The 21,192-nt window shown below is 59.6% G+C and carries 19 protein-coding genes; 5 read left to right on the top strand and 14 right to left on the bottom strand.

Features of this window, described 5'->3' with window-relative positions; translation table 11 throughout:
* Positions 1-141 (top strand): universal stress protein (locus ACOQFT_RS22585; protein WP_421596231.1); only part of this gene is annotated, 141 nt, incomplete at its 5' end.
* A gap of 2 nt (positions 142-143) precedes the next feature.
* Here ACOQFT_RS22585 and ACOQFT_RS22580 read toward each other — a convergent pair.
* From ACOQFT_RS22580 to ACOQFT_RS22570, 3 genes are read right to left on the bottom strand one after another with little or no spacing between them, the layout of a single operon-like run.
* A complete protein-coding gene (locus tag ACOQFT_RS22580) occupies positions 144-1,184 on the bottom strand; it encodes a lipocalin-like domain-containing protein (RefSeq protein ID WP_421600063.1) in 1,041 nt (346 codons plus the stop codon).
* Positions 1,174-3,588, bottom strand: coding sequence for an FtsX-like permease family protein (locus ACOQFT_RS22575; RefSeq protein WP_421600062.1), 2,415 nt, complete (start codon positions 3,586-3,588; stop codon positions 1,174-1,176). The genes ACOQFT_RS22580 and ACOQFT_RS22575 overlap by 11 nt, the downstream gene beginning before the upstream one ends.
* A complete protein-coding gene (locus ACOQFT_RS22570) occupies positions 3,585-4,232 on the bottom strand; it encodes an ABC transporter ATP-binding protein (protein WP_421600061.1) in 648 nt (215 codons plus the stop codon). Before ACOQFT_RS22570 ends, ACOQFT_RS22575 begins: the two co-directional genes overlap by 4 nt.
* A 159-nt stretch (positions 4,233-4,391) precedes the next feature.
* Between ACOQFT_RS22570 and ACOQFT_RS22565 the strand changes: the two genes are divergently transcribed.
* The gene (locus tag ACOQFT_RS22565; protein WP_421600060.1) at positions 4,392-4,826 is read left to right on the top strand and encodes an ion channel; all 435 of its coding nucleotides are present in this window, start codon (positions 4,392-4,394) and stop codon (positions 4,824-4,826) included.
* On the opposite strand, the gene cls is transcribed toward ACOQFT_RS22565, so the two are convergent.
* The 3 genes from cls to ACOQFT_RS22550 all read right to left on the bottom strand — a co-directional run bounded on the left by cls (position 4,823) and on the right by ACOQFT_RS22550 (position 8,913).
* Complete coding sequence (gene cls, locus ACOQFT_RS22560; RefSeq protein WP_421600059.1) at positions 4,823-6,235, bottom strand: cardiolipin synthase; 1,413 nt, start codon at positions 6,233-6,235, stop codon at positions 4,823-4,825. The two genes, ACOQFT_RS22565 and cls, sit on opposite strands and share 4 nt — an antisense overlap.
* A 22-nt stretch (positions 6,236-6,257) precedes the next feature.
* Positions 6,258-7,232, bottom strand: a complete 975-nt coding sequence (locus ACOQFT_RS22555; RefSeq protein WP_421600058.1) for an HAD family hydrolase — start codon at positions 7,230-7,232, stop codon at positions 6,258-6,260.
* A gap of 70 nt (positions 7,233-7,302) precedes the next feature.
* Positions 7,303-8,913, bottom strand: coding sequence for an arylsulfatase (locus tag ACOQFT_RS22550; protein ID WP_421600057.1), 1,611 nt, complete (start codon positions 8,911-8,913; stop codon positions 7,303-7,305).
* Between the two features lie 199 nt (positions 8,914-9,112).
* Here ACOQFT_RS22550 and ACOQFT_RS22545 point away from each other — a divergent pair, with 199 nt between their 5' ends.
* Positions 9,113-9,793, top strand: a complete 681-nt coding sequence (locus tag ACOQFT_RS22545; protein ID WP_421600056.1) for a Crp/Fnr family transcriptional regulator — start codon at positions 9,113-9,115, stop codon at positions 9,791-9,793.
* A gap of 3 nt (positions 9,794-9,796) precedes the next feature.
* On the opposite strand, the gene ACOQFT_RS22540 is transcribed toward ACOQFT_RS22545, so the two are convergent.
* The 8 genes from ACOQFT_RS22540 to ACOQFT_RS22505 form a co-directional block, all read right to left on the bottom strand.
* A complete protein-coding gene (locus ACOQFT_RS22540; protein WP_421600055.1) occupies positions 9,797-11,029 on the bottom strand; it encodes a hypothetical protein in 1,233 nt (410 codons plus the stop codon).
* Entirely contained in the window at positions 11,026-12,405 is a 1,380-nt protein-coding gene (locus ACOQFT_RS22535; protein WP_421600054.1) for a VWA domain-containing protein, read from the bottom strand. The genes ACOQFT_RS22540 and ACOQFT_RS22535 overlap by 4 nt, the downstream gene beginning before the upstream one ends.
* Before the next feature lie 122 nt (positions 12,406-12,527).
* The gene (locus ACOQFT_RS22530) at positions 12,528-13,511 is read right to left on the bottom strand and encodes a VWA domain-containing protein (protein WP_421600053.1); all 984 of its coding nucleotides are present in this window, start codon (positions 13,509-13,511) and stop codon (positions 12,528-12,530) included.
* Positions 13,508-13,984: a DUF4381 domain-containing protein gene (locus tag ACOQFT_RS22525; RefSeq protein ID WP_421600052.1), complete on the bottom strand. Its 477-nt coding sequence runs from the start codon at positions 13,982-13,984 to the stop codon at positions 13,508-13,510. The genes ACOQFT_RS22530 and ACOQFT_RS22525 overlap by 4 nt, the downstream gene beginning before the upstream one ends.
* Positions 13,981-14,928: a DUF58 domain-containing protein gene (locus ACOQFT_RS22520; RefSeq protein ID WP_421600051.1), complete on the bottom strand. Its 948-nt coding sequence runs from the start codon at positions 14,926-14,928 to the stop codon at positions 13,981-13,983. The genes ACOQFT_RS22525 and ACOQFT_RS22520 overlap by 4 nt, the downstream gene beginning before the upstream one ends.
* A gap of 20 nt (positions 14,929-14,948) precedes the next feature.
* Positions 14,949-15,926, bottom strand: a complete 978-nt coding sequence (locus tag ACOQFT_RS22515) for an AAA family ATPase (RefSeq protein ID WP_421600050.1) — start codon at positions 15,924-15,926, stop codon at positions 14,949-14,951.
* A gap of 117 nt (positions 15,927-16,043) precedes the next feature.
* Positions 16,044-17,153, bottom strand: a complete 1,110-nt coding sequence (locus tag ACOQFT_RS22510) for an acetoin utilization protein AcuC (RefSeq protein WP_421600049.1) — start codon at positions 17,151-17,153, stop codon at positions 16,044-16,046.
* Positions 17,154-17,156: 3 nt separating this feature from the next.
* Positions 17,157-18,242: an AI-2E family transporter gene (locus ACOQFT_RS22505; protein WP_421600048.1), complete on the bottom strand. Its 1,086-nt coding sequence runs from the start codon at positions 18,240-18,242 to the stop codon at positions 17,157-17,159.
* Between the two features lie 150 nt (positions 18,243-18,392).
* Here ACOQFT_RS22505 and ACOQFT_RS22500 point away from each other — a divergent pair, with 150 nt between their 5' ends.
* Positions 18,393-19,259 (top strand): YihY/virulence factor BrkB family protein, encoded by an 867-nt coding sequence (locus tag ACOQFT_RS22500; RefSeq protein ID WP_421600047.1) that lies wholly within the window; start codon positions 18,393-18,395, stop codon positions 19,257-19,259.
* Positions 19,256-21,154 (top strand): multiheme c-type cytochrome, encoded by a 1,899-nt coding sequence (locus tag ACOQFT_RS22495; protein ID WP_421600046.1) that lies wholly within the window; start codon positions 19,256-19,258, stop codon positions 21,152-21,154. The genes ACOQFT_RS22500 and ACOQFT_RS22495 overlap by 4 nt, the downstream gene beginning before the upstream one ends.
* Positions 21,155-21,192 lie beyond the last annotated feature (38 nt).

Below are 21,192 nucleotides of genomic sequence, written 5' to 3'. Positions count from 1 at the left end.
ATCCTGCACACCGCCGCCGAGGCCGGATCAGACCTCATCGTCATCGGCGCCCATAAACCAGACCTCAAAGACTACCTCCTAGGCCCAAACGCAGCCCGCGTCGTCAGACACTCAACCGTCTCGGTCTACGTGGTCAGGTAGGGTCAATACCCCGTCATCTCAAGGTATCCGCGCCCTTGGTGGCTGCCCGAGACGATGACGGGACCTTCCCAATACTCGAAGCTTGCGCCCATCCAGGCATTGCTGGTCATGGCCGAGACCTCGACGTCCAAATCGCGGTCGGGCAGTGTGACGTGCCATTGGATGGGCACGTCCCGGCCCGCCACGCGCGCAGTGTCCATTGGCGCGAACGAGACAGAGCCATCCGGCACCGGGGTCGCTGTTCCGTCCGGCGTGATCCATGTGGCAGCCGTAAAGTCTCCGCGCCCGCCGCGCAGGCGGAAGGCCATCAGCTTGTCTCCGTCGTCAAAGCTGAGCGAGAACCAGTCCCAGCCGCTTTGATCCGCCGCCAGAGGCTGCGAGGACCATTCGCGGTCCAGCCAGCCCTGACCGGTGACCGCAACCTCGCCCTCGGGCAGGTGCAACACACCTGAGACCGTGTAGAAGGGCTGAGAATAGTAATAGCTAGCTTGCCTATCCGCGGATTTGACCGAGTATCCGGCGTCTCCGTGGAACACCAGCGGGCCGTGGGCGTTCAGGGTCAGATCATAGGCAAACTCGGCGCCGCTGGCGGAAAGGGTCAGTGCGCCGAGGTCCGCTCCGCGCATGTGCCACTCGTCGATCCAGGCCTCGAAAGGGGCGACTGTCACCCCGGCCTGACCGATCCCGCCGCGCGACAGGCGTTCGGCGAAATAGTGCGTTTCAGGTGTTGTGACGGCGGCGTGACCCATCCAGAGCTGCGGGCTCTGCCAGCCTTCGGCGTCAAACGATTTTAGGGCGGATCGGAACAGCGTCCACTGAATGCCGTAATCACGCCCGTCCTCACCGGTCAGGTTTGCGGTCAGGTACCACCATTCGATCCGAAAGCCGGGATGCGGGCCGTGATCGCGGGGGAATTCGAACGTGTAGCCGGGTTGCGGGATGTCGAACCCCTCGGCCGAGCCACCCAACCCGGCATAACCCTGCGCGTGCAGGGCAGAGGGGAGCAGCAGGAACAGGACACAGAGCAGTGTTTTAACGTTCATTGGCAAACACCCTTAACAAATCGGCAGGTGGCAGGCGAAGCAAACGCAATGCAGGCAGGGCGGCGGCGATAAAGGCGGCCAGCAAGGTCAGAGCAAACAGATAGGCCCAGTCGGTCGGGAACAGATACATCGGCAATCGCCAGCCAAAGGCCTGCACGTTGATCACCGCCAGCAACGCCCATGCCAGAACCAGACCCAGCGGCAGGGCGAGCGCCGCCGTCAGCGCAGCCAGCAATACGCTGCGCAAAAGCTCCAGCCGCGCCAGCTTTGCCCGCGTCAACCCTAGCGCCCAGACCGGCGCAATCTGCGGCAGGCGCTGGGTCCACAGGGTCAGCAGGCTGGTCAGGATGGCGAACCCGGCGACGCCCAGCGTCAGGACGTTCAGCGCTGATGTCACCACAAAGGTCTTGTCAAAGATCGCCAGCGATTGTGCCTTCATTGCTGCTTGCTGAATGACCGCCTGACGTGGCAATTCGAACTGATCCCGCAGGGCTTGTGCCATCTCGTTGGCGCGCTCCGGGGCAATACGAATACCGAACCTGCGCGTGTCAGCCCCCGGCGCGATCCGGTCCAGTTGGGACATCGACACGATGGCCTGTCCGGTCGGGTTTCCGTAATCCGAATAGACGCCCGCAATGGTCAGGGTATGGCCTTCTTTGAGGGTCAGCGTATCGCCGGGCCACAAGTTCGCGCGCCGGGCGAGTTGTTCGTTGATCAGCACGGCCTCGCCTGATTGAACCCGATCCCACGTGCTGTCCGAGGATGCGATGATCGGCCAGTGATCGCGATAGGTTTGGTGATCAACGATCCCGTACAGGAACAGCGGCCCCGTTTCGTGTGCCAGTTCAATGCTGCGGATCGGCAGTACCGCGTCTACCTGCGGGTCCAGCCATTGTGCGATCTGCTGGCCTTGCAGGTTGTCGGTGGCGGTCACATACAGTTCGGAGGTCAGGCGTTGATCCAACCAGCCGGTGAAGGTCAGCCGAAAGCTGGACACCATGGTGCCGACACCGATATTCGCCGCCAGCGCCAGCAACAGCGCCATCAGGGCCAGCGACAGGCCGGGCAACTGTGCCTGCATATCGGCCCAGATCCATTGCACGACTGGCCCGTTTGCGCTGCGCTGGAAGGCCGACAAGGCAAGCGACAGCAGATAGGGAAGGATCAGGGCAGCTCCTGTCAGGATGCCGCCCACCATCGCAAACCCTGCGATCAGCCCTTCGACCGTAAACCCGATGGCAACGCCGCCCGCGATCAGGACCAGCCCGATCAGCCCGGCCGTGCGGCGCCCGGCTTGCGAGCTTCGCCAGGACTGCAGGCCAGCCCCTGTCAGCAAGGGCATACGCGACAGGCAAAACAGGGCCTGACCGCTGGCCAGCAGCGTACCTGCCAAGGCCATCGCCAGCCCAGCCAGAACCCATTGCGATTGCAAGGTGATCTGCCCGTCGATCGGCGCGCCGTATAGACCGCGCAGGGTGGCGGCGACGTCAGGCAGCAAGGCTCCGGCCAGAAAGAAGCCAAGGATTAGCCCGAACAGGCCGCCGATAAGGGCCAGCAGGGTCAGTTCAGCCATGATCATCCAGACCAGCCGTCGCATGGATACGCCCAGCGCGCGCAAAGTCCGGATCATCGCCCGTCGCTGGGCAAAGGCCAGCCCGACGGTACCGTGGACGATGAACAGCCCAACCGCAAAGGACAGTAGGCCAAAGGCTGTCAGGTTCAGGTGAAAACTGTCCGTCAACTGGGCTGTGTCCAGCCGGGAGGAGGCCTCAACGCGCTCCAGTTCAGGTGCGATCTCGGACAGCGAAGGAATGCCGCGCGGCTGATCTGGTAACACCAGCAAGCGGGAAATCTGGCCGGGTTTTTCCAACAGTGTCTCAGCCACGCCGATATCGGTTAGGATCAGGTCGGGCGGGACGGCTTCAGACAGCAGGATCGGAGGCAGACCGTCCTTCGCTCTTAGCACCTCGGCAAGTTCGGGGGATGACAGCAGACGGCCGGGCGCGGTCAGCATGTCAGCCGGATCGGGGGGCATTTGGGATCGCTCGATCTGCGTCACGGCGGGCAGGGCGGGGTAGGCCACCATATCGACGCCCATCACCTGCACCGTGCGTCCGTTCAGGCGCAGGGGGCCTTCCAGAACCGCCGCCACTTGCCACCCGGCCCGGCGCAGCGTGATATAGCGCGCAATCGGGATCGGACCGGTCGGGTAACGCAATTCGTCATGCAAACCCAGTGCGAGCTGATCACTGGCGCGCTGATAGCTGGCGCGGGCCTCGGCGTTGATCGCCTGTACGGCGGACCACAGACCCGTGGCCAGCGCAATTCCAACCAGCAGAGTCGCCAGCTGCAGCTTGTGACGCCGCCAATGCGACAGCAGGGCCTGTATGACCGCGCCGGTCATGTGATGTGACCACCGGCCAGATGCGCGTGCCGGTCCAGCCGCCCGGCGATGTCCTGCGAATGGGTGACCAACAACAGCGCGGCCCCGGTATCACCCACCAGCGCAAGCATCAGGTCCAGCACATTGGCGCTGGCGGTTTCGTCCAGATTGCCTGTGGGCTCATCCGCCAGCAGCAGTTTCGGCCGCGCCGCCATCGCGCGCCCAATGGCGACGCGCTGCTGCTGCCCGCCCGAAAGGCTCTCGGGGAAGCGGTTGAGCAAGCCGGACAGGCCCAGCCTTTCCGTCAGCTGTGCGGTCCAACCGACGTCCTCGCGACCAGACAGCCGGGCGTGAAACGATAGGTTCTGCGCGACAGTCAGCGAGGGGATCAGGTTGAACTGCTGAAACACCAGCGAAACGCTTTGACGACGCAGCGCGGCGCGCCCCGCGTCATCCAGCGGTGACAGGGCAGTGCCGTCCAGCGTGATCTCTCCGTCGTCGAAACTGTCCAATGCCGCCGCCAGATTGAGCAGCGTGCTCTTGCCGCTGCCGCTTTCTCCGGTCAGGGCCAGCGTCTGTCCCCGATCGAGGGTCAGCGACACGTCCCGCAAAACCGGTCGTCCACCCGGATAGGATTTCTGGACCTTGTCGATCGTCAGCAACATGCAAAAAACCTCGGACTGTGCCCGCAACAATGTGCGCCGCCGTGCGGCAGAGTCCAGCACCCAGCCGCATTCGTTTCCATTCGCCGCAGCCTTGTCCTTTTTCGGTTAAGTCGCCATTGTGGTGGAACTTCTTCAGGTCGGAACATGATAAGCGAATTGATGACGTTAACGCAGCAGATCCTTTGGGGCAGTATCTATCTGGGCATCTGCTTTCTGATCGAGATCATCCTTCTGACGTGGTGCACGCAGGTTGTACGGGGTGCGTCCCTGCGATTGGAAAACAGTAAAAGGTTCGTTTCGATCGCCGCCCCGATCTGTATCGCCCTTGTTTTTATCGTCATGATCCACACATTTCAGGTCTGGCTCTGGGCGATTGTCTGGATGCTGGGGGATGTGCTGCCTGACTGGAACTCGGCGCTGTATTTCTCGCTGGTGACCTTCACGACACTGGGCTACGGCGACATCGTTCTGGGGGAGCCGCTGCGTATTTTCGGCGCCTTTGCCTCGGTTACAGGACTGTTGGCTTTCGGGCTATCCACCGCCTTTATGGTCGCGCTGATGACGCAGGTCTTCAAAGAAGAGCTTATGTCCTAGAGGATTGGCGCGAACAGCCGTGCAAGCGGTGATCCAAACCGGATATAGGCCGGTTGGTCGGGCAGTTTTTTGGTCAGCTCATAGCATTTTTCGAAATCGGCCCGCAGCATCTTGTCCACGGCTTGCGTCGCTCTTGAATCAAAGAACAGGGCCATTGCTTCGAAATTCAGGCGGAAAGAGCGGTTGTCCAGATTGGTTGTACCCACGGCCGCCAGCGTGTCGTCGACCACAAACACCTTCTGGTGCATAAAGCCGTCAGTGTAGCGAAACACCCGCGCGCCGCAGTCCCTGACCTCGTCAAAATAGGCAAAGGCAGCCAGCCAGGGCAGACGGTGGTCGATCACGTCCGGCACCAGAATGCGCACATCCACGCCGCGCAGGGCGGCGTGCTGCAAGGCGGTCATGACATCGATGTCCGGCACAATATAGGGTGAGGCGATCCACAGCCTTTCTTTCGCTTCGGTAATGGCGGCAAAGAACATCATCGCGCCGGTTTCCGTGTCGTCGCCGGGGCCGGTGGCAACAATCAGGGCGTTCATGTCCTGCTCGGATTCCGACCCGGCCCAGTCCAGCTGTTCGATCAGGTCCTCTTCATGCGCCCAGTGCCAGTCTTCTGTGAAAATCAGCTGCAGCTGCCGGACGATATGACCGGTCATCCTGATATGCGTGTCGCGCCAATGGCCGAAATGCGCGTCTTGGCCCAGATATTCCACACCCACATTATGCCCACCGATAAAGCCCGTCTCACCGTCAATGATCACGGTCTTGCGGTGATTGCGGTAATTCAGCTGAAAGCGGTATTGCGGCCCGCGACGGTCGCGCGGATTGGCGATCTCGATCCCGGCGGCGCGCAGTTCGTCCAGATAGGCTGTCGGCAAGCCATAGCTGCCGACCGCATCGGTCATAAAGCGCACCGACACACCGCGTTTGGTGGCGGCGATCAGCTTTTCCTTGAGCTGTTTTCCCAGCGCATCATCCCGCACGATGTAAAACTGGATCAGGACATAATTCCGCGCCGCATCAATAGCCTGGAAAATGGCGTCGAAGGTCGCTTGCCCGTCGATCAGCAATTCCACTCCGTTCCCGCGTGAGACCGGCAGATGCGCCAGCGCCTCAAAAGGGCGCGGGTTAATGGGCATCGAATCCGGGTCAGGCTGTGAGAAATCCGCGAATGTCTTGATGCCCTCGACAACCCGCTCGCTGTGCTTGCGAGCGATGCGATAGCCCCGGAACCGGTGGTGCCCTAGAAACAGATACAGCGGCACACCCACAAACGGGACCGAGATCAAAAGGACCACCCACCCGACGGCCCCTTGCGGTGTGCGGGCAGTTTGGGCCGCCCGTATCGAAAACACCGCGGCCGTCACATACAGAAAGAAGACGAACGCGGAAACAAGCAGTGTCCACATGGGGTTATCGGTCTCTGAGTGCCTAATCGGCCCCAGTGTAGATGCGATCCCAGTCTTGCGCCATATCAACAATGACCCAGCCCATGTCGGGGCCTTTGTCCAACCCGTCGACCAGTTTTCCAATAGGGCTTTCGCGGTCATAGGCCCATTCGCGCTCGGCATCGGTGTGGTGGATCAGCACGCCCAGACGCGGGCCATCACCTGCGGTGGTCCATTCCAGCATGGCAAAATCCCCGTCCGAGTTGCCGCCGGCCAGAATGGGACGCCTGCCGATTGTGCGTTCGATGTTGATCGGCTTGCCCTCTTTGTCATCGACAAAGGCGATGCCAGGGGCCTTGGTGATCGTGGGTGTGCCCTCGACCGTTTCATAGGTCGTGTCGGCATAGGTGCCCAGAATTTGCTCGGGCGGAATGCCATAGGCATCTTCGGCAAAAACGCGCATGAAATGCAGACCACCGCCCGAAACGATATAGGTGCGGAACCCTTCATCCCTGAGATAGCGCAGCAGCTCCACCATCGGCTGATAGGTCATCTGATCGTAGGGCAGATCGGTATCGGGGTGACGTGCGGTGTCCAGCCAATCAGCAACTGATGCCTGGAATTCTTGAACGCTAATGCCGGAATGCGAGGCGTTCAGAACCTCGATCAAGGCATCGTGGCCGCCATCGACGACAGCCTGAAGATCACCCTGTGCCGCTGCTTCCAGCGTCGGGGTGGTCAGGACCGAGGGGTCGGCCTTGGCCAGTTCGGCAAGCCGGTCCATGGCGAAGGTCAGTTGAAAATAGACGGGCTTTTCGGCCCACAAAGTGCCGTCATTGTCGAACACCGCCACCCGAGCGGTCGGAGTGACGTAGTCGGCACCGTTCGGATCAGTGACGGCCTCGACAAATTCAATGATCCTGTGCTTGGACGCGGATGTGCCCCAACTGGGCAGAGGGTCGGCGAACACGGTCATCGGAGCGATGACAAGAGCGGCTGAAAGAACTGAATTCCTCATGATAAATTCCCTGTATTCAATTGGTAAAGGGCCGCCGTTTGATGGGCGGCCCTTCGCTATCTAAGGGGGGTTAGTTGTTGGTCGGCGAGGACAGCTTCTCCATCACCTGATCCAGGTTGAAGCTGGCAGCCTCTTGACGCGGGGGGAATTCCTGGAACGTTTCCAGGAAGCTGCCGACATATTGCTGCGCGGGCACCAGGAAATAGGCCCGGTCCAACAGCCAGTCGTAGTATGTGTTGGACGTCCGGTAGGCGCGCTCATAGGGATCGCGACGCAGGTTTACGATCAGCGGAATGCGCAGCTCAGTCCAGGGTTCGATCCAGGCCCGCAGGGTGGCCCATGCCTTCTGCTCGAGGAATATCAGCTTCCAGTCATCAAAACGCAATGCAGTCAGGTCACCGTCATCCGAGAAATAGAAAATTTCGCGACGCGGGCTTTCCGAGGCTTCACCGGTCAGCAGGGGCAGGATGTTGTAGCCGTCCAGATGTACCTTGTAGTCGCGCCCCATACCCGACGAGCTGTAACCTGCCTTCAGCTTTTCCTTGATGTCCGGGTCACCGGCAACAGCAAGGTAAGTCGGCAGCCAGTCCATGTGGTGCACGATCTCGTTGGTGACCGATCCGGCCTCGATCTGGCCGGGCCAGCGTACCATCGACGGAACGCGCCAGCCGCCTTCCCAGTTGGTGTTCTTTTCACCCCAGAACGGCGTTGCGGCAGCGTCCGGCCATGTGTTCATGTGCGGACCGTTGTCGGTGGAGTAGTGAACGATGGTGTTGTCGGCAATGCCCAGCTCATCCAGCAGGTCCAGCAACTGGCCCACATGCATGTCATGTTCGATCATGCCTGCGGTGTATTCGTCCGCACTGCCACCGAATATCTCGTTCGCCTGAGCGCGCATTTCATCCTTGACGTGGGTGCGGAAGTGCATCCGGGTGCCGTTCCACCAGACATAGAAGGGCTGGCCTTGTTCATGGGCACGCTTGATAAAGTCGATGGCCGCAGCGACGGTTTCTTCGTCCACCGTTTCCATGCGTTTGCGGGTCAGGGGACCGGTATCTTCGATGGTGCCATCGGCCTTGGACTTGATGACGCCGCGCGGACCATAGGCTTCGCGGAAAGTGCGACCGTCGGGCAGAACTGCATCTCCGGGATAGTCCTCGTTTTCGGGTTCTTCCTCGGCGTTCAGGTGATATAGGTTTCCAAAAAACTCATCAAAACCGTGGTTTGTCGGTAGATGTTCATCTTTATCGCCCAAGTGGTTCTTGCCGAATTGACCGGTGACATAGCCGTGGTCCTTCAGCAGACCGGCGATGGTCGGGTCTTCGACCTGCATCCCCAGATCAGCGCCGGGCAGGCCCACCTTGGACAGGCCGGTCCGGAACACCGATTGCCCCATGATGTAGGACGAACGGCCGGCGGTACAGGATTGCTCGCCATAATAATCGGTGAAAATCATGCCTTCCTTGGCGACGCGGTCGATATTTGGCGTCTGATAGCCCATCAGGCCCATCGTATAGGCCGAGATGTTGGACTGTCCGATATCGTCACCCCAGATGACCAGAATGTTGGGTTTCTGGTCTTGCGCCCAGGCGGGAAGTGCCAACGCAACGGCGACGGTGGCCACAGCAATACGACGCAACTCGGTGCGCCACCTGTATGCAATCGAACGTGGTGGTGACATTGTAAGCTCCTGATCTGTAAGGGTCTGTGGATCCGGCAGGTGTGTATTAGCTTGATAGCTGGAGAATTAAGCCAATGCGGTTCGTAAAAAATGTCGAAATCTGAACGCCCAAGCTCCACCCATCCGGGATTCGAATGCGCTCAGGTTAGGCGATCTGCGGGATTGAAAACTCATCATATGATGATATTGGAAAATTCTAATGTTTGACAAAGCACATAATATGAAACTCTTGCAGGAGACCGGGTGGTTCAGCAAACGCTCGGACGCGTTTCAGCGCGATTTGCTGGCTTGCGGGGCGGCAAAAACCTATGAGCCGTGGGAAGCGCTGTATCACCACGGAGACCCGGCAAACGGAATATTTGCTGTCGTCAGCGGCGGTGTTCAGATCACCGCACCGGCGGATGATGGGCAGGAATTTGTCATTCACCGCGAGGGCGCCGGGTTCTGGATCGGGGATCTGGCTCTTTTCGCAGACACCCCTCGGCTGATCAGCGTCGTCACCACGCAAGAGACACAAGCCTTGTTCTTTCCGCACTCGCGTATCGCCAAGCTGGTTCAGGCTAATCCCGCTTATATCCACGAGTTTTATGCACTGACGCAGGAAAATATGCAGACCGCGCTGCGAATAATGGCCAACCTCGCGGTGACCGGCAGTGAAAAACGGCTGGTTCTGCGACTGCTTCATCTGGATGAGGGGGCGTCAAAATCCGACGGTTGGATCGTGGTGTCGCAAGATGAACTGGCCGAGATGATCGCCGTGTCGCAACCCACATTACACCGCAGCCTGCACCGTCTTGCAGATCTGGACCTGATCGAACTCGGCTACGGGCGTGTGCGGTTGAAGGACCGGCAGGCCTTGATTGCCAGTTGCCAGACCTGAGGATCAGGGATTCAGCGGCGGAAGCGTATTTGGCCGTTTTCTTGGGGTGGCCATCAGAGTGTCCAGCGCGGAAACGGCATTGCGCCAATCTGTGATTTTATTTTCTTTATCAACTGCATATCGTGCGGAACCAATCTGAAGCAAACACGCTTCAAGTTCGCCGTACCCTTGCGGGGCTTCACAACGCCGCTTCCAGATTTCCAGCGCCGAGTACGCGGCGGACAGGTCCTGATCTTGCAGTGCCTTGTGCAATTGCACGAGGGCATATTCCGCCGAAGCGTGGTAGGCTTGGTCACGCACTTTCTTCCACCTTCGATATCGCGGCCTCGACCACCGCATTACGGCCCACACGGCCACAATGATCGCCGCAGCCCAAAACAGATACCTGATCAGGGTCTCCGCAGACGGAGGCCCGGATTTCGGCGCGGTGAGCCTCAGGTCCACGGCGTCGACACTCACGGTTTCTACGCTGTTCATCGTCAGGTTGAACCATTGTAACGAAATCGACGGTAGCTGAGTTTTACCTCCGCCTTGCGCAAGGTAAACTGTTTCATCAATACGTTTGCCGGAAAGGATACCCCGATCCTCGGTTTCTGAGAATCGTGGCTCTTTGGGATAAGGTCGCAGCAAAGGATCCTGATTTTCTGGGGTTAATTGCGGTATCAGGATTGGGCTTGTGCCTGAAATACGCGCCGTCAACCGCCGTGTGACGGCATCACCAGCCTGCATTTCGGTTGAGCCTTCGATTTCTTGTTCCAGGTCAAAACCTGTCGCGATGATCAGCGGATTCAAATCGCGCGCGCCATCGGGGATCACAGAATTCACCTTGATCGGTGGCAGCGGAACGGAAATCTGGGTCGGATTGTTCGTTTCCGGGTCTGCAAAAGTGACCGTCATGTCCTGGGCGGGAAACTCAATCACTCCCGGCACCAACGGGTAAATGCGATAGCTCCGCTGAACACCGGACCATGTCTCGCCGTTCACGGGCTCGCTGACAGGACCCGAGGCGCGCTCGGGCAGTCGCACCAGCAGATTTTCCTGTTCCAGCGCAGGAAAGACCGGAGGGGAAGGCATAAAGGTCGGCACCAGAACCTTGATACGAAGGATCGCCGATTGTCCGACAATCACGTCCTCACTTGGCGCTTCAATCGTGACCTGTGGTTCGGGCGTGGTCGGGGTTTGGGCGAACGCCAACCACGGGAGAAATATGAACATGAGGAGGGATAAATATCTCATTGTTCCTGCACCTGATTTTCCAGCAGGAACCGGTTTCTCAAGTAATCCTGCATGTCCGTGTCAATTGCACTGATCCACTGATCCGCTGACATGGGTTTGGCGTCGTCGGTCGAGGCCTGAAGGGTTGTGTTTTCTCCGCGACCAGCTTCGTTGTCGAACACTGTGTCATCCGCCCCGATCCCTGCTTCTTCTCCGGTATCGGATTGTTCCCGTGTGGTTTCGACATAGTCGAGAATGGCGTTGGCGACCTCAAGATTATGCTTTGCTTCCGGCCAGTTAGGGCGGCGTTCTAGGGCGGTTTCAAAGGCCAATATGGCGGGTCGGTATTCCCGGTTGCGAATACGAGCCATGCCCTCTGCAAAAGCGGCCTCTGCCGTGGCCAGTTCAGCGAAGATGGCTGCGGCCTCGGGATATTGGCCTGCTTTCAATCTCGCGTAGCCTTCGTAATAAGGGTCCTCAAACAACTCGGCGGCGTCCGCATAGCGTTTTTGGTTCATTGCAATTTGCCCCTGTTGATCCGGGGTCAGGAACCAATCGCGCCAACCATCTGCACGCGCGGGGCCTACGGGCTGTATCAGGAACAACCCCAACAATGCCCACCGGATCACCCAGCCGCGCCGGAACCAGAGCAGCGACAGCAGCGCCGCAGGCCATGCCAACATCCAGCCTTGATCCTGCCAATCCAGACGATCATCTTCATCCAACGCATCCACGTAAGCTGTTTGGATTTGCCGCCGCAACCGAGCGATATCCCTGTCATCAGTGGAAAACGGAACCACGACGGCGTTCTTCAGATTACGCAACTGCACAATCTCGCCACCGTCGGGGAGCATGGTCAGAAAGAAAACCCGCGTCTTTGCGGTCCGAAACTCTGCAAGCTGCGATGGGTCGAGATCGTCCAGCACAAACAGGACAGCCCCCGGAGTGTCACTTTCGCTTAAAATGCTATGCGCGAGCGTCAGCGCATCACTGGCGGCATCCCCTTGCTTGGGCATCACGGCCGGGGTCAGCCCCTCCAGCAGCGGGCGCAGGATATTTGCGTCTTCGGTCAGGGGGGCTACGCGATGCGGCGACCCGGCATAAGCAATCAGCGCCGTTCTTGCGCCGGACCGGGCGTTGATAAGGTCGGTGATCTTGAACTTTGCACGCTCCAGCCGTGACGGGGCCAAGTCTGGGTTCTCCATGCTCTTGGTGACCTTCAGGGCAATCACCAGAGGGGCAGTGTCCGCCACAAGCGGGTTCTGGGCCCGTGACCACGTTGGCCCGGCTGCGGCGACAGCGACCAAGGCCGAGGCGATCATGGCGACGTCAATGGGATAGATGCGCCGCTTTTCCTGAGCGTCCAATAGCAGAGCAGCAGCGAGGTGCGGAGCCACTCCGGATGGCAGATCGGAACGTCCCAAACGTTTTGGGCGCGCGACCCACCAGAGGCCTGCAATCGGTATCAGGAAAAGCAGATAAGTTACTCTCAATAAATGAAATTCCGCCAAGGCGCCGATCATGAATGCCCCCTCCGACGCCGCGCGATGTATAGACCGGAAGAGCTGCCCAACATCAGCAACAGGGCGGCCAACAATGGATAGTGCGCAAGGCTTTCTCGCGGCCGATAGCTTTGGGTCTCAACAATTCTGGGATTTTGCTCATCAATGCGCTGGTAGGTCTGGGCCAGCGCGGCCTCGTTGCTGGCAAAGAAATACTGCCCACCGGTACGTTCTGCGATGGCCTTTAAGGCGTCCAAATCCACGCGATCCTCGCCGGATGCATTGGGATCGCCGACCCCGATAGTGTAGATGGCGACACGTTTCTCAGCCGCGATGGCGGAGGCGTTGACGGGTGTCATGCGGCTGGAAGTATCGGCGCCGTCGCTGAGGACGATCATCAGGCGTTGATCCACTTCGCTGGACTCAAAGGTGCGGATACCAAGGCCGATTGCATCGCCCAGGGCGGTGTTCGGACCTGCCATTCCAACTTGAGTTTGATCCAGGAACCCATTTAAACTATTCAAGTCTTCGGTGAACGGCGCTTGGACAAAGGCGCGGGTGCCAAAGATGATCAATGCCATCCGGTCGCCCTGACGTTCAGCAATGAAGGTGCGCATCACGTCCTTGACCGCCGCCAACCGTTGTTTGGGTGCGCCGTCGGTGGATTGAAAATCGCGTTGATCCATCGACCCTGAGATATCGAGCGCCAACACCACATCTCGGGCGGATTTCTCGATCACGATCGGGTCTGCCAGTTTTTCCGGGCGGGCCAGCGCTGTCACCAGCACCAGCCAGATCAGAACAACCACAACGGTTTGCAACGTTGGTCGATGCGGGATGATCGAGCCGGATTTGGGTTCAATGCCTGCTGCCTTGGCGACATGCCGGAAGAAGGGAATGCGGATCGAGCTGGATTTTTCGCGATGCGGTGGTGCGAACCTGTAGACCAGTACTGGCAGCGGCAGAAGCAGAAAGGCCCAGGGTGCAGCAAAGGAGATCATATTTGCGCCCTCTGAGCTTTGTGGGTTCTGATCCAGTCGCTCGCGAAATTGGCAACATTTGGATTGCGGGGGCTAGATCTGTAGGGCGCCTCAAGCAAGGCTCGCGCGTCGACTGGAGAAATAGAAATGTTTTCAGCCGTTTGCTTGAGAAATATAATCCAATCCGTACCATGAAGACCAGCCACCTGATCACGTGGAAAAGCAGCCAGTGCAGTGCGTCGTAGGACTTCCGCGATCTTGGCGACATCATTGTCGGCGGCTTGCAGGTCAGCAAGCGCGCAACGGCGGTACGCATTCGCTTTGCGGTGACGTCGGTACAAATATACTCCGCAACAAACCGCTGTCGCCACCAGCAAAGCCAACACTGCCCATCCCCAAGTCTGCGGGGTCATAGGTATCGGCGCATGCGCTGGGGCGGGTTCGAGCATGTCCAGCAACTCGACAAGCGATTTCCTTTCGACATCGACGCTCATCTTCGCCCTCCGCGATGACCGAATTGCCGAAGTAGTTGATCCAGGGCCGGTTCCGCGGTGGTCAGCGGCACGATCGGAAAGCCATAGCGGTTTGACCATTGTCCGAGCTGCGCCAGCCTGTTTTCCAATGCCGCTTGAATGCGTTCCGACACACCAGGTTCGGTACTGTCGAGTTCGATCTGCGCGTCTCCATCCGAGAGGGTCATACGCAGCCCCGGGATCAGTTCGCGCGAGCTGGGGTCGGAAATGTTAAACAAAATCAGATCGTTTGACTGCGCAAGGCGTCTCAGCAGGTTTTCCGAGGTCTCATTCAGGCCGTCAAAGTCCGAGAACACGCATATAAGAGCGTTGGTATGCGCGATCTGGGCCGCCTGTTTCAGGACGTCGTTCAGTAAAACGGTCGGCTCGGGGCGTAGCGTGGCGTTCAGCTTGCAATTGAGCGTGGCGACCGAGGACAGGAACCGTTTCAGAGCGGCCGGGCGGCGTTGGGGGCGATGTTCGGCCAGATCGGTGTCGCCAAAGACAATCCCGCCAACACGGTCGCCTTGGCCCAGAACGCGATGGGCGGCGATTGCGGCCGCTTCGGCCGCGATGACCGATTTCATGTAAACCTCGGTGCCGAAAAACATCGAAACGCGCTGATCGACCAGCAGGAGGGCAGGGCGGTCCCGTTCTTCGGTATAGACCCTAACATGGGGTTTTCCGGTGCGTGCGGTCACTTTCCAGTCGATTGTCCGGATGTCATCACTGGGCAGATAGGTTCGTAGTTCCTCAAAGTTCAAACCGCGCCCACGCAGGCGCGAGGCGTGACGACCATTGAGGATCGAGCGCGCTGGTTGACGCGGCAACAGGCTGATTGTGCGCGACCGGGCGCCCAACCGCAGCAGATGGTCCGCATCTACATGGATGCGCGGGTCGCTGGGATATGTGGCGGTGTGGGCCACGGGGCTCTCTTTCCGAATACTCAGGGCAGCGCGACAAGGCGCAGGATTTCCGCAATCACATCATCCGCCGATTTGGCGCCGCCCTGTGCTTCGAAACTAAGCGTGATGCGGTGGCGAAAAACGTCATGGGCGATGGCGCGTACATCCGCCGGGTCAACGTAATCGCGCTCATTCATCCAGGCGTAGGTCCGCCCGCATTTGTCCAGCGCCAGCGATGCGCGCGGGCTGGCACCGATTTCAATCCAACTGGCAAGCTCTTTGCTGTATTTCCCGGGCGTTCTGGTGGCTTGCACGAGGTCTGCCATATATCGGTCCATAGCGTCGGAAACGTGGATCTGTCCGATCTCAGATCGGGCCTGAAACACAGCGTCCTGCGGGATTGGTGTCGGCATAACGCCCGCCGCGCCGGACCCTGCGGCGATGTCCTCGCCGCGCACCAGACGGATCACTTCAACCTCATCTTCGACCGGAGGGTAGGTGATCTGCACATGCATCAGAAACCGGTCCATCTGCGCCTCGGGCAAGGGGTAGGTGCCCTCTTGTTCGATCGGGTTCTGGGTAGCCATCACGATGAACAGCGGCTCCATCTTATGCGTTGTGCCTGAAACGGTGACCTGCCGTTCCTCCATCGCTTCCAGCAACGCAGCCTGAACCTTGGCCGGTGCGCGGTTGATCTCGTCGGCCAAAACGAGGTTGGCAAAGATCGGGCCGGGGTCAAACCGAAAGGTGCCGCCGTCGCCGGTTTGCTGGAATACTTCGGTTCCGGTGACGTCCGAGGGCAGCAGGTCGGGCGTGAATTGTATCCGGCTGAAGCTGGCGTCCAGATTGCGCGCCATGGCCTTGACGGCACGGGTTTTTGCCAGACCGGGCAGGCCCTCGATCAGCAGATTGCCGTTAGCCAACAATCCGATGAGCAGCCGGTCGATCACCTCGGTCTGGCCGATAATCGCCTGACCCATGCGAGCTTTAAGATCAAGTATCTGATTAAGTGCATTCATCTGTTTGGTCCAATCGTGGCCGGACGTCGGGAAGGACTTGGCGGGGTGCGCCGGGGCGAGATGAGATGGAATGTGCAGTAATGATCGGACGTTAACAGCCTTGCCGCGTCCGATCCACTATGAAATCCGTTCCGCGATATGGTGCAGATCGGCGCGCAGTTCTGGGCGAATCTCCCCGTGGTTCGGGGCATCGCGCAGCGTTACGAGCCAGTGACGGGGCGGTTGTTTTCCGGCCGCGCGGTTCCATGTCAGGTCCTCAAGCACCGATTGCGCCTTGTCATTCAACAGGTCGGGTATGGCGGTCTTGTTCAAAGTCGCCCAAACGCCGGTCCACAGCCGCGCGACGGACCAAGGGTTATAGCCGCCACCTCCCAGAACCAGCAGACGGGGGGCCATATCGCGCAGAGAGGCCACCGCACGCCAATGAGCGTTGTTGGACAGGGTCAGCCGGGACAGCGGGTCCTCGGCCACCGCATCCGCGCCGCATTGCAAAACAATGGCCTGCGGGTCAAAGGAGGCGGTCGCGGGCAGGATCAACTGGTCGAGGATGGCGATGAACTCATCATCATTGAGGTTGCGCGCAACAGGAAGGTTGAATGCCGCCCCGCCCGCATCGTCGTCCAGAGTGCCGCTGAACGGCCAGCGGGACCCTTCGTGCATCGAGATCATCCGCACCTTTGTTGACCCTCGGAAGGCGGCCTCGACGCCATCGCAGTGATGGGCGTCGATATCCACATAAACGATCCGGTCGAGGCCGGCATTCAGCAGGGTCAGGATCGCCAACACCGGATCGTTCAGATAGCAAAAGCCGTTTGCCCGGTTGGCAAGCCCATGATGCGTGCCACCTGCGGGGTTAAAGACAATTCCGCCATCCCGGATCAACTCTGCCCCCAGCATCGATCCACCGGCGGCCGTGGCCGGGCGGCGATACATCTCGGGGAATACGGGGTTCGACAGGGTGCCCAGCGCGTATTTCTCTCGTGTCTCGTCGGACACTGCCTGATCCCTCTCGGCCTGTTGCAGGGCCGCGATATAGTCCGGTGTGTGAAATGCCTCCAAAGCCGAGGGTTTCGCGCAGGGGCTGACGCGATAGTTCGTTGACGACAGCCACCCCTGGGCCCGGCACAGATCAATGACGGTAGAAACACGCGGAATGGCTAGAGGGTGTTTCGAGCCATAGGTCGAGTTGCGGTAGATTTCCGATCCGATGAACAGGGGGCGCTGCATCGTCTAGCGTACTGTGCGCGGGCTGTTTTCCTCGCCCAACCTGCCGTCCAGCGACATCAGGATCGCAACCGGGCGCAGGGCGGGAATATGGCTGAAGACGATCAGGATGCACACGGTCAGGGGGACGCTCAGGAAAGCTCCGATCAGGCCCCAGATTGTGGTCCAGAACATCAGCGCCAGAATGACCAGAAAGGTGGACATGTTCAGCGACCGGCCCAACAGGGCGGGGTCCAGGAAATTGCCGATCAGGAATTGGATGGTGCCGCAGCCCAGCACGATGATCAGGAACGGGCCGATGCTGTCGAACTGAACCAGCGCAATCATTGACGGGAAGATCACCGCGATGATCGACCCGATGGACGGAATGAAGTTCAGCGCAAAGGTCAGCACGGCCCAGGTTTCGGCAAACTCCAGCCCCAGCAGCTTGAACACCGAATAGCTGATGCCCGCCGTGATCAGGCTGATCAGGGTTTTCACCCCGACATAGCGTTGCAGGCTGAACGTGATCGCATCCAGGATCGAGGCGAACTCAATGCCAGTTTTCGGGTCACCGGCGGCCAGCTGGATCTTTTTGCGAAAGGCCAGACGCTCGGCCATCAGGAAGGCGACATAGAGGCTGATCAGAAAGAACTGGTTCAGCAATGACGTGGCGCTGCCCAGAAGGATACGTGCGACATAGGACATGTCGATATTGATCAGGTTATCGCGGATGAACTTGGTCACGTCATTGCCCACCAAACCGGTGACGCGATTGACTGCGGCATCGAACTGGCTTTCATAAGTGCCGATCGTGCGGGCAAACTGGGTCGCCTGACTGCCCAGAATATACATGATCACGAACAAGCCGGCCAAAACCACAGTGACCCCCGCAACATTGGCCAGCCACACCGGCATCCGGGTCAGGGCGATGATCCTGTCGCTAAGCGCGATGATCAGGACATTGATCAGCAGGGCCATCGTCAACGGGATCAGAAACGCGGCCCCGGCGTATAGGCCCAGAACAACAAGTGTCGTCACAATCGACACATCCCGAACAACGGACAGCTTGAGCTTTGTCGGCGTCACGGTATCGTTCTGGTCCGGTGTCATGCGTTGGCTCATCCTGAGAATTGCGCTTGTATCCGATCCTGCACAGCGGGGCCGGATTATGCAATGCGCCCAGATGTTTGTCAGAGATTATTTGCGCCGCAGACGGATTTGCCGGTTCTGTGGTTGGGACAGGCAGGTTAGGCTTTAGGGATGAATGCCCGCGTGATTCCCTTCTTTGGCCGGCCCGTTCAGGCGCTCTGGGTGGCGGTGACCCGTTTCGACGCCAAGAACGGCTTTGTCATGAGCAGCCACGTCGCCATGTCCCTGATGCTGGCGCTGTTTCCCTTTGCGCTGTTCACCGTGGCGCTGGCTGGGTCACTGTCGCAGGACTATGTTACCAACGAATTGATCGAGTTGATTTTTGGCGCATGGCCCAAGGATGTGGCCGGGCCGATCGTGGCCGAGCTGCGCTCGGTTCTGGCCGAGTCCGGCTCGGGCGTGATCACGTTGGGCGGTTTGCTGGCGGTGTTTTTTGCTTCGAACGGGGTATTGGCCGTGCGCAAGGCGATGAACCAGGCCTACCACGATCACGACAGCTGGCCGTTCTGGAAAACCCGGTTGCTTTGTCTGGGTTTGGTGGTCGTCGGGGGCATAACCATCATGATCATTGCCGCGGTCGAGGTCGTCCTGCCGGTCTACACCCGGTTGGTTTCGGAAAAGACCGATGTGAACGTGTCCGATTGGCTGTCGGTGGATCGGCTGCGCTGGACCTTCACAGTAGGTGTGCCGGTGGGTGTCGTGGTGCTGGCACATCTGATCCTGCCGACCGGCCGTCACAAACTGCGGCAGATTCTGCCCGGCGTACTGTTGACGCTGGCGTTGTGGGCAGCAGGAGGATGGGGTTTTTCTGTCTATATTGCGCAGTTTGCCTCGTACAGCGCCACCTATGCGGGTTTGGCCGGAGCGATGGCGGCTCTGATCTTTCTGTATCTCTGCGCGGCGATCCTGATCCTTGGGGCCGAATATAACGGGGCGCTGATGGACCTGCAGAACGATGCTGACGGGTTTGAAACGTGAGGGCTGCGTTTCTTTTCTGGATGTTTCTGCCAGCTGTCGCATTTGCCCAGGAGCCGGATTATGTCGGCTCGGGCCGATGCGTCGAATGCCACACCGTCGAGGCCGAAGCGTGGGCGGCTTCCCATCACGCGCTGGCCTGGACTGAGGTTGAGGCCAGGCATGTGGCGGCAGATTTTGACGGCGCCCGGTTTGACCACGACGGCATGGCGGTCGAATTCAGCACAAGCAGCGATGGATTGCGGGCCAACGTGACCGAAAAGGACGGCGTCACAACTGAATATGGCGTGCATTCGGTCGTGGGGATCGCGCCCTTGCAGCAATTCCTGTTCGAAACCGAACCCGGCCGGTTACAGAGTTTCGATGTCGTCTGGGATACTGGGCCCCGACAGTGGTTCCACCTCTATCCCGATCAGGACCTGCCGCCCGATGATGGGCTGCACTGGACTGGCCCCTATAAGAACTGGAACGCCCGGTGTGCCGAATGCCACGCAACGGGCTATGAAAAGAACTACGAGGTGCAGACCCGCAGCTATGATTCAACGCAGTCCGAGATCGGGGTCGGGTGCGAGGCCTGCCACGGTCCCGGATCGGCACATATCGACTGGACGCAGGGCCAGACTCTCGCCGGCGATCTGAATGAATTCGGTTTCACCATGAACTGGGGCAGGGGCCGGACCGAGGTTGAAATCCAACAATGCGCCGGATGCCATTCCCGGCGTGAGGCGCATGGCGACGGCAACCCGATCCCCGGAACGCCTTATCACGACGCCTATAATCTGGCGGTGCTGCGTCCCGGCCTTTATCATTCGGACGGCCAGATTTTGGACGAGGTTTATGTCTACGGTTCATTCCTGCAATCCAAGATGTACGCGCAGGGCGTCGGGTGCATGAACTGCCATGACCCGCACAGTGCCGAGTTGAAGGCCGACGGAAATAGCATCTGCACGCAATGCCACTCACCGGTGGGCAATCCTGAATTTCCAACGCTGACCACCAAAGAATACGACACGTCCGCGCATCATCATCACTCCGAGGACAGCGCAGGCGCTCAGTGCAAGTCCTGCCACATGATCGAGCGTGTCTATATGGGTGTCGACGGGCGGCGCGATCATAGCTTTCGCATCCCGCGCCCCGATCTTGGGTTGGGTCAAGATGCCTGCACCGATTGCCATCAGGCCGAGGATCAGGCCTGGGCCGCGCAGCAGATCGAGGAATGGTTTCCGGCATCCACCCACCGCGGGCCGCATTATGGGACCACGTTTCAGGCGGCTCTGGACGGGCGCGCCGATGCGCCGGGTGCGTTGCTGGGGATAGCGACTGACACTGCCCAGCCGGGCATTGTTCGCGCCACGGCGGCTTATCTGCTGCAATCCTTCGGCTCGGCAGATGTTGCGGAAAAGACGGCGTCTTTGTTATCTGACACCGACCCGCTGGTGCGCGCGAATGCGATGGTGCTGCAACGTCAGGCCGCCCTGCCGGATCAGGTTCAGCGGCTGGAACCCTTGCTGTCCGATCCATTGCGTAACGTACGCATCTCGGCCGCCAAAGAATTTCTGAACATACCCGGTCAAGCCCTGACCCCGGAACAGCAGGAGAAGGTGGCGCAGGGAATGGAGGAATGGCAGGGTGCGATCGCGAACCGTCTGGATTTTCCTGAAACCCACCTTGTTTTGGGGGGCATGGCCCTGACCTTCCGCAACGCCCCGGCCGCCGAGCGCGCCTTTCGAGAGGTCGTTACCCTGGACCCGCAACGGACCGAGGCCTGGCCCATGTTGGTGCAACTGGCACAGATCAACCGGGGCCCGGATGCCGCGAGGGGCGTGCTGCAAGAGGGGTTGAGGGTGCTGCCGGACGATCCGGGGCTGCTGCAACTCAGGACGCAGTTGGCCCCGTGAACCGGCACCGCTTGGCCCGGTTTAGGCCACGATCCCGG

The sequence above is a fragment of the Ruegeria sp. MALMAid1280 genome (assembly GCF_049195285.1).
Lineage (GTDB): Bacteria > Pseudomonadota > Alphaproteobacteria > Rhodobacterales > Rhodobacteraceae > Ruegeria.
Note: the sequence above shows the minus strand (reverse complement) of the source record. Positions and strands in the feature narration are given on the sequence as shown.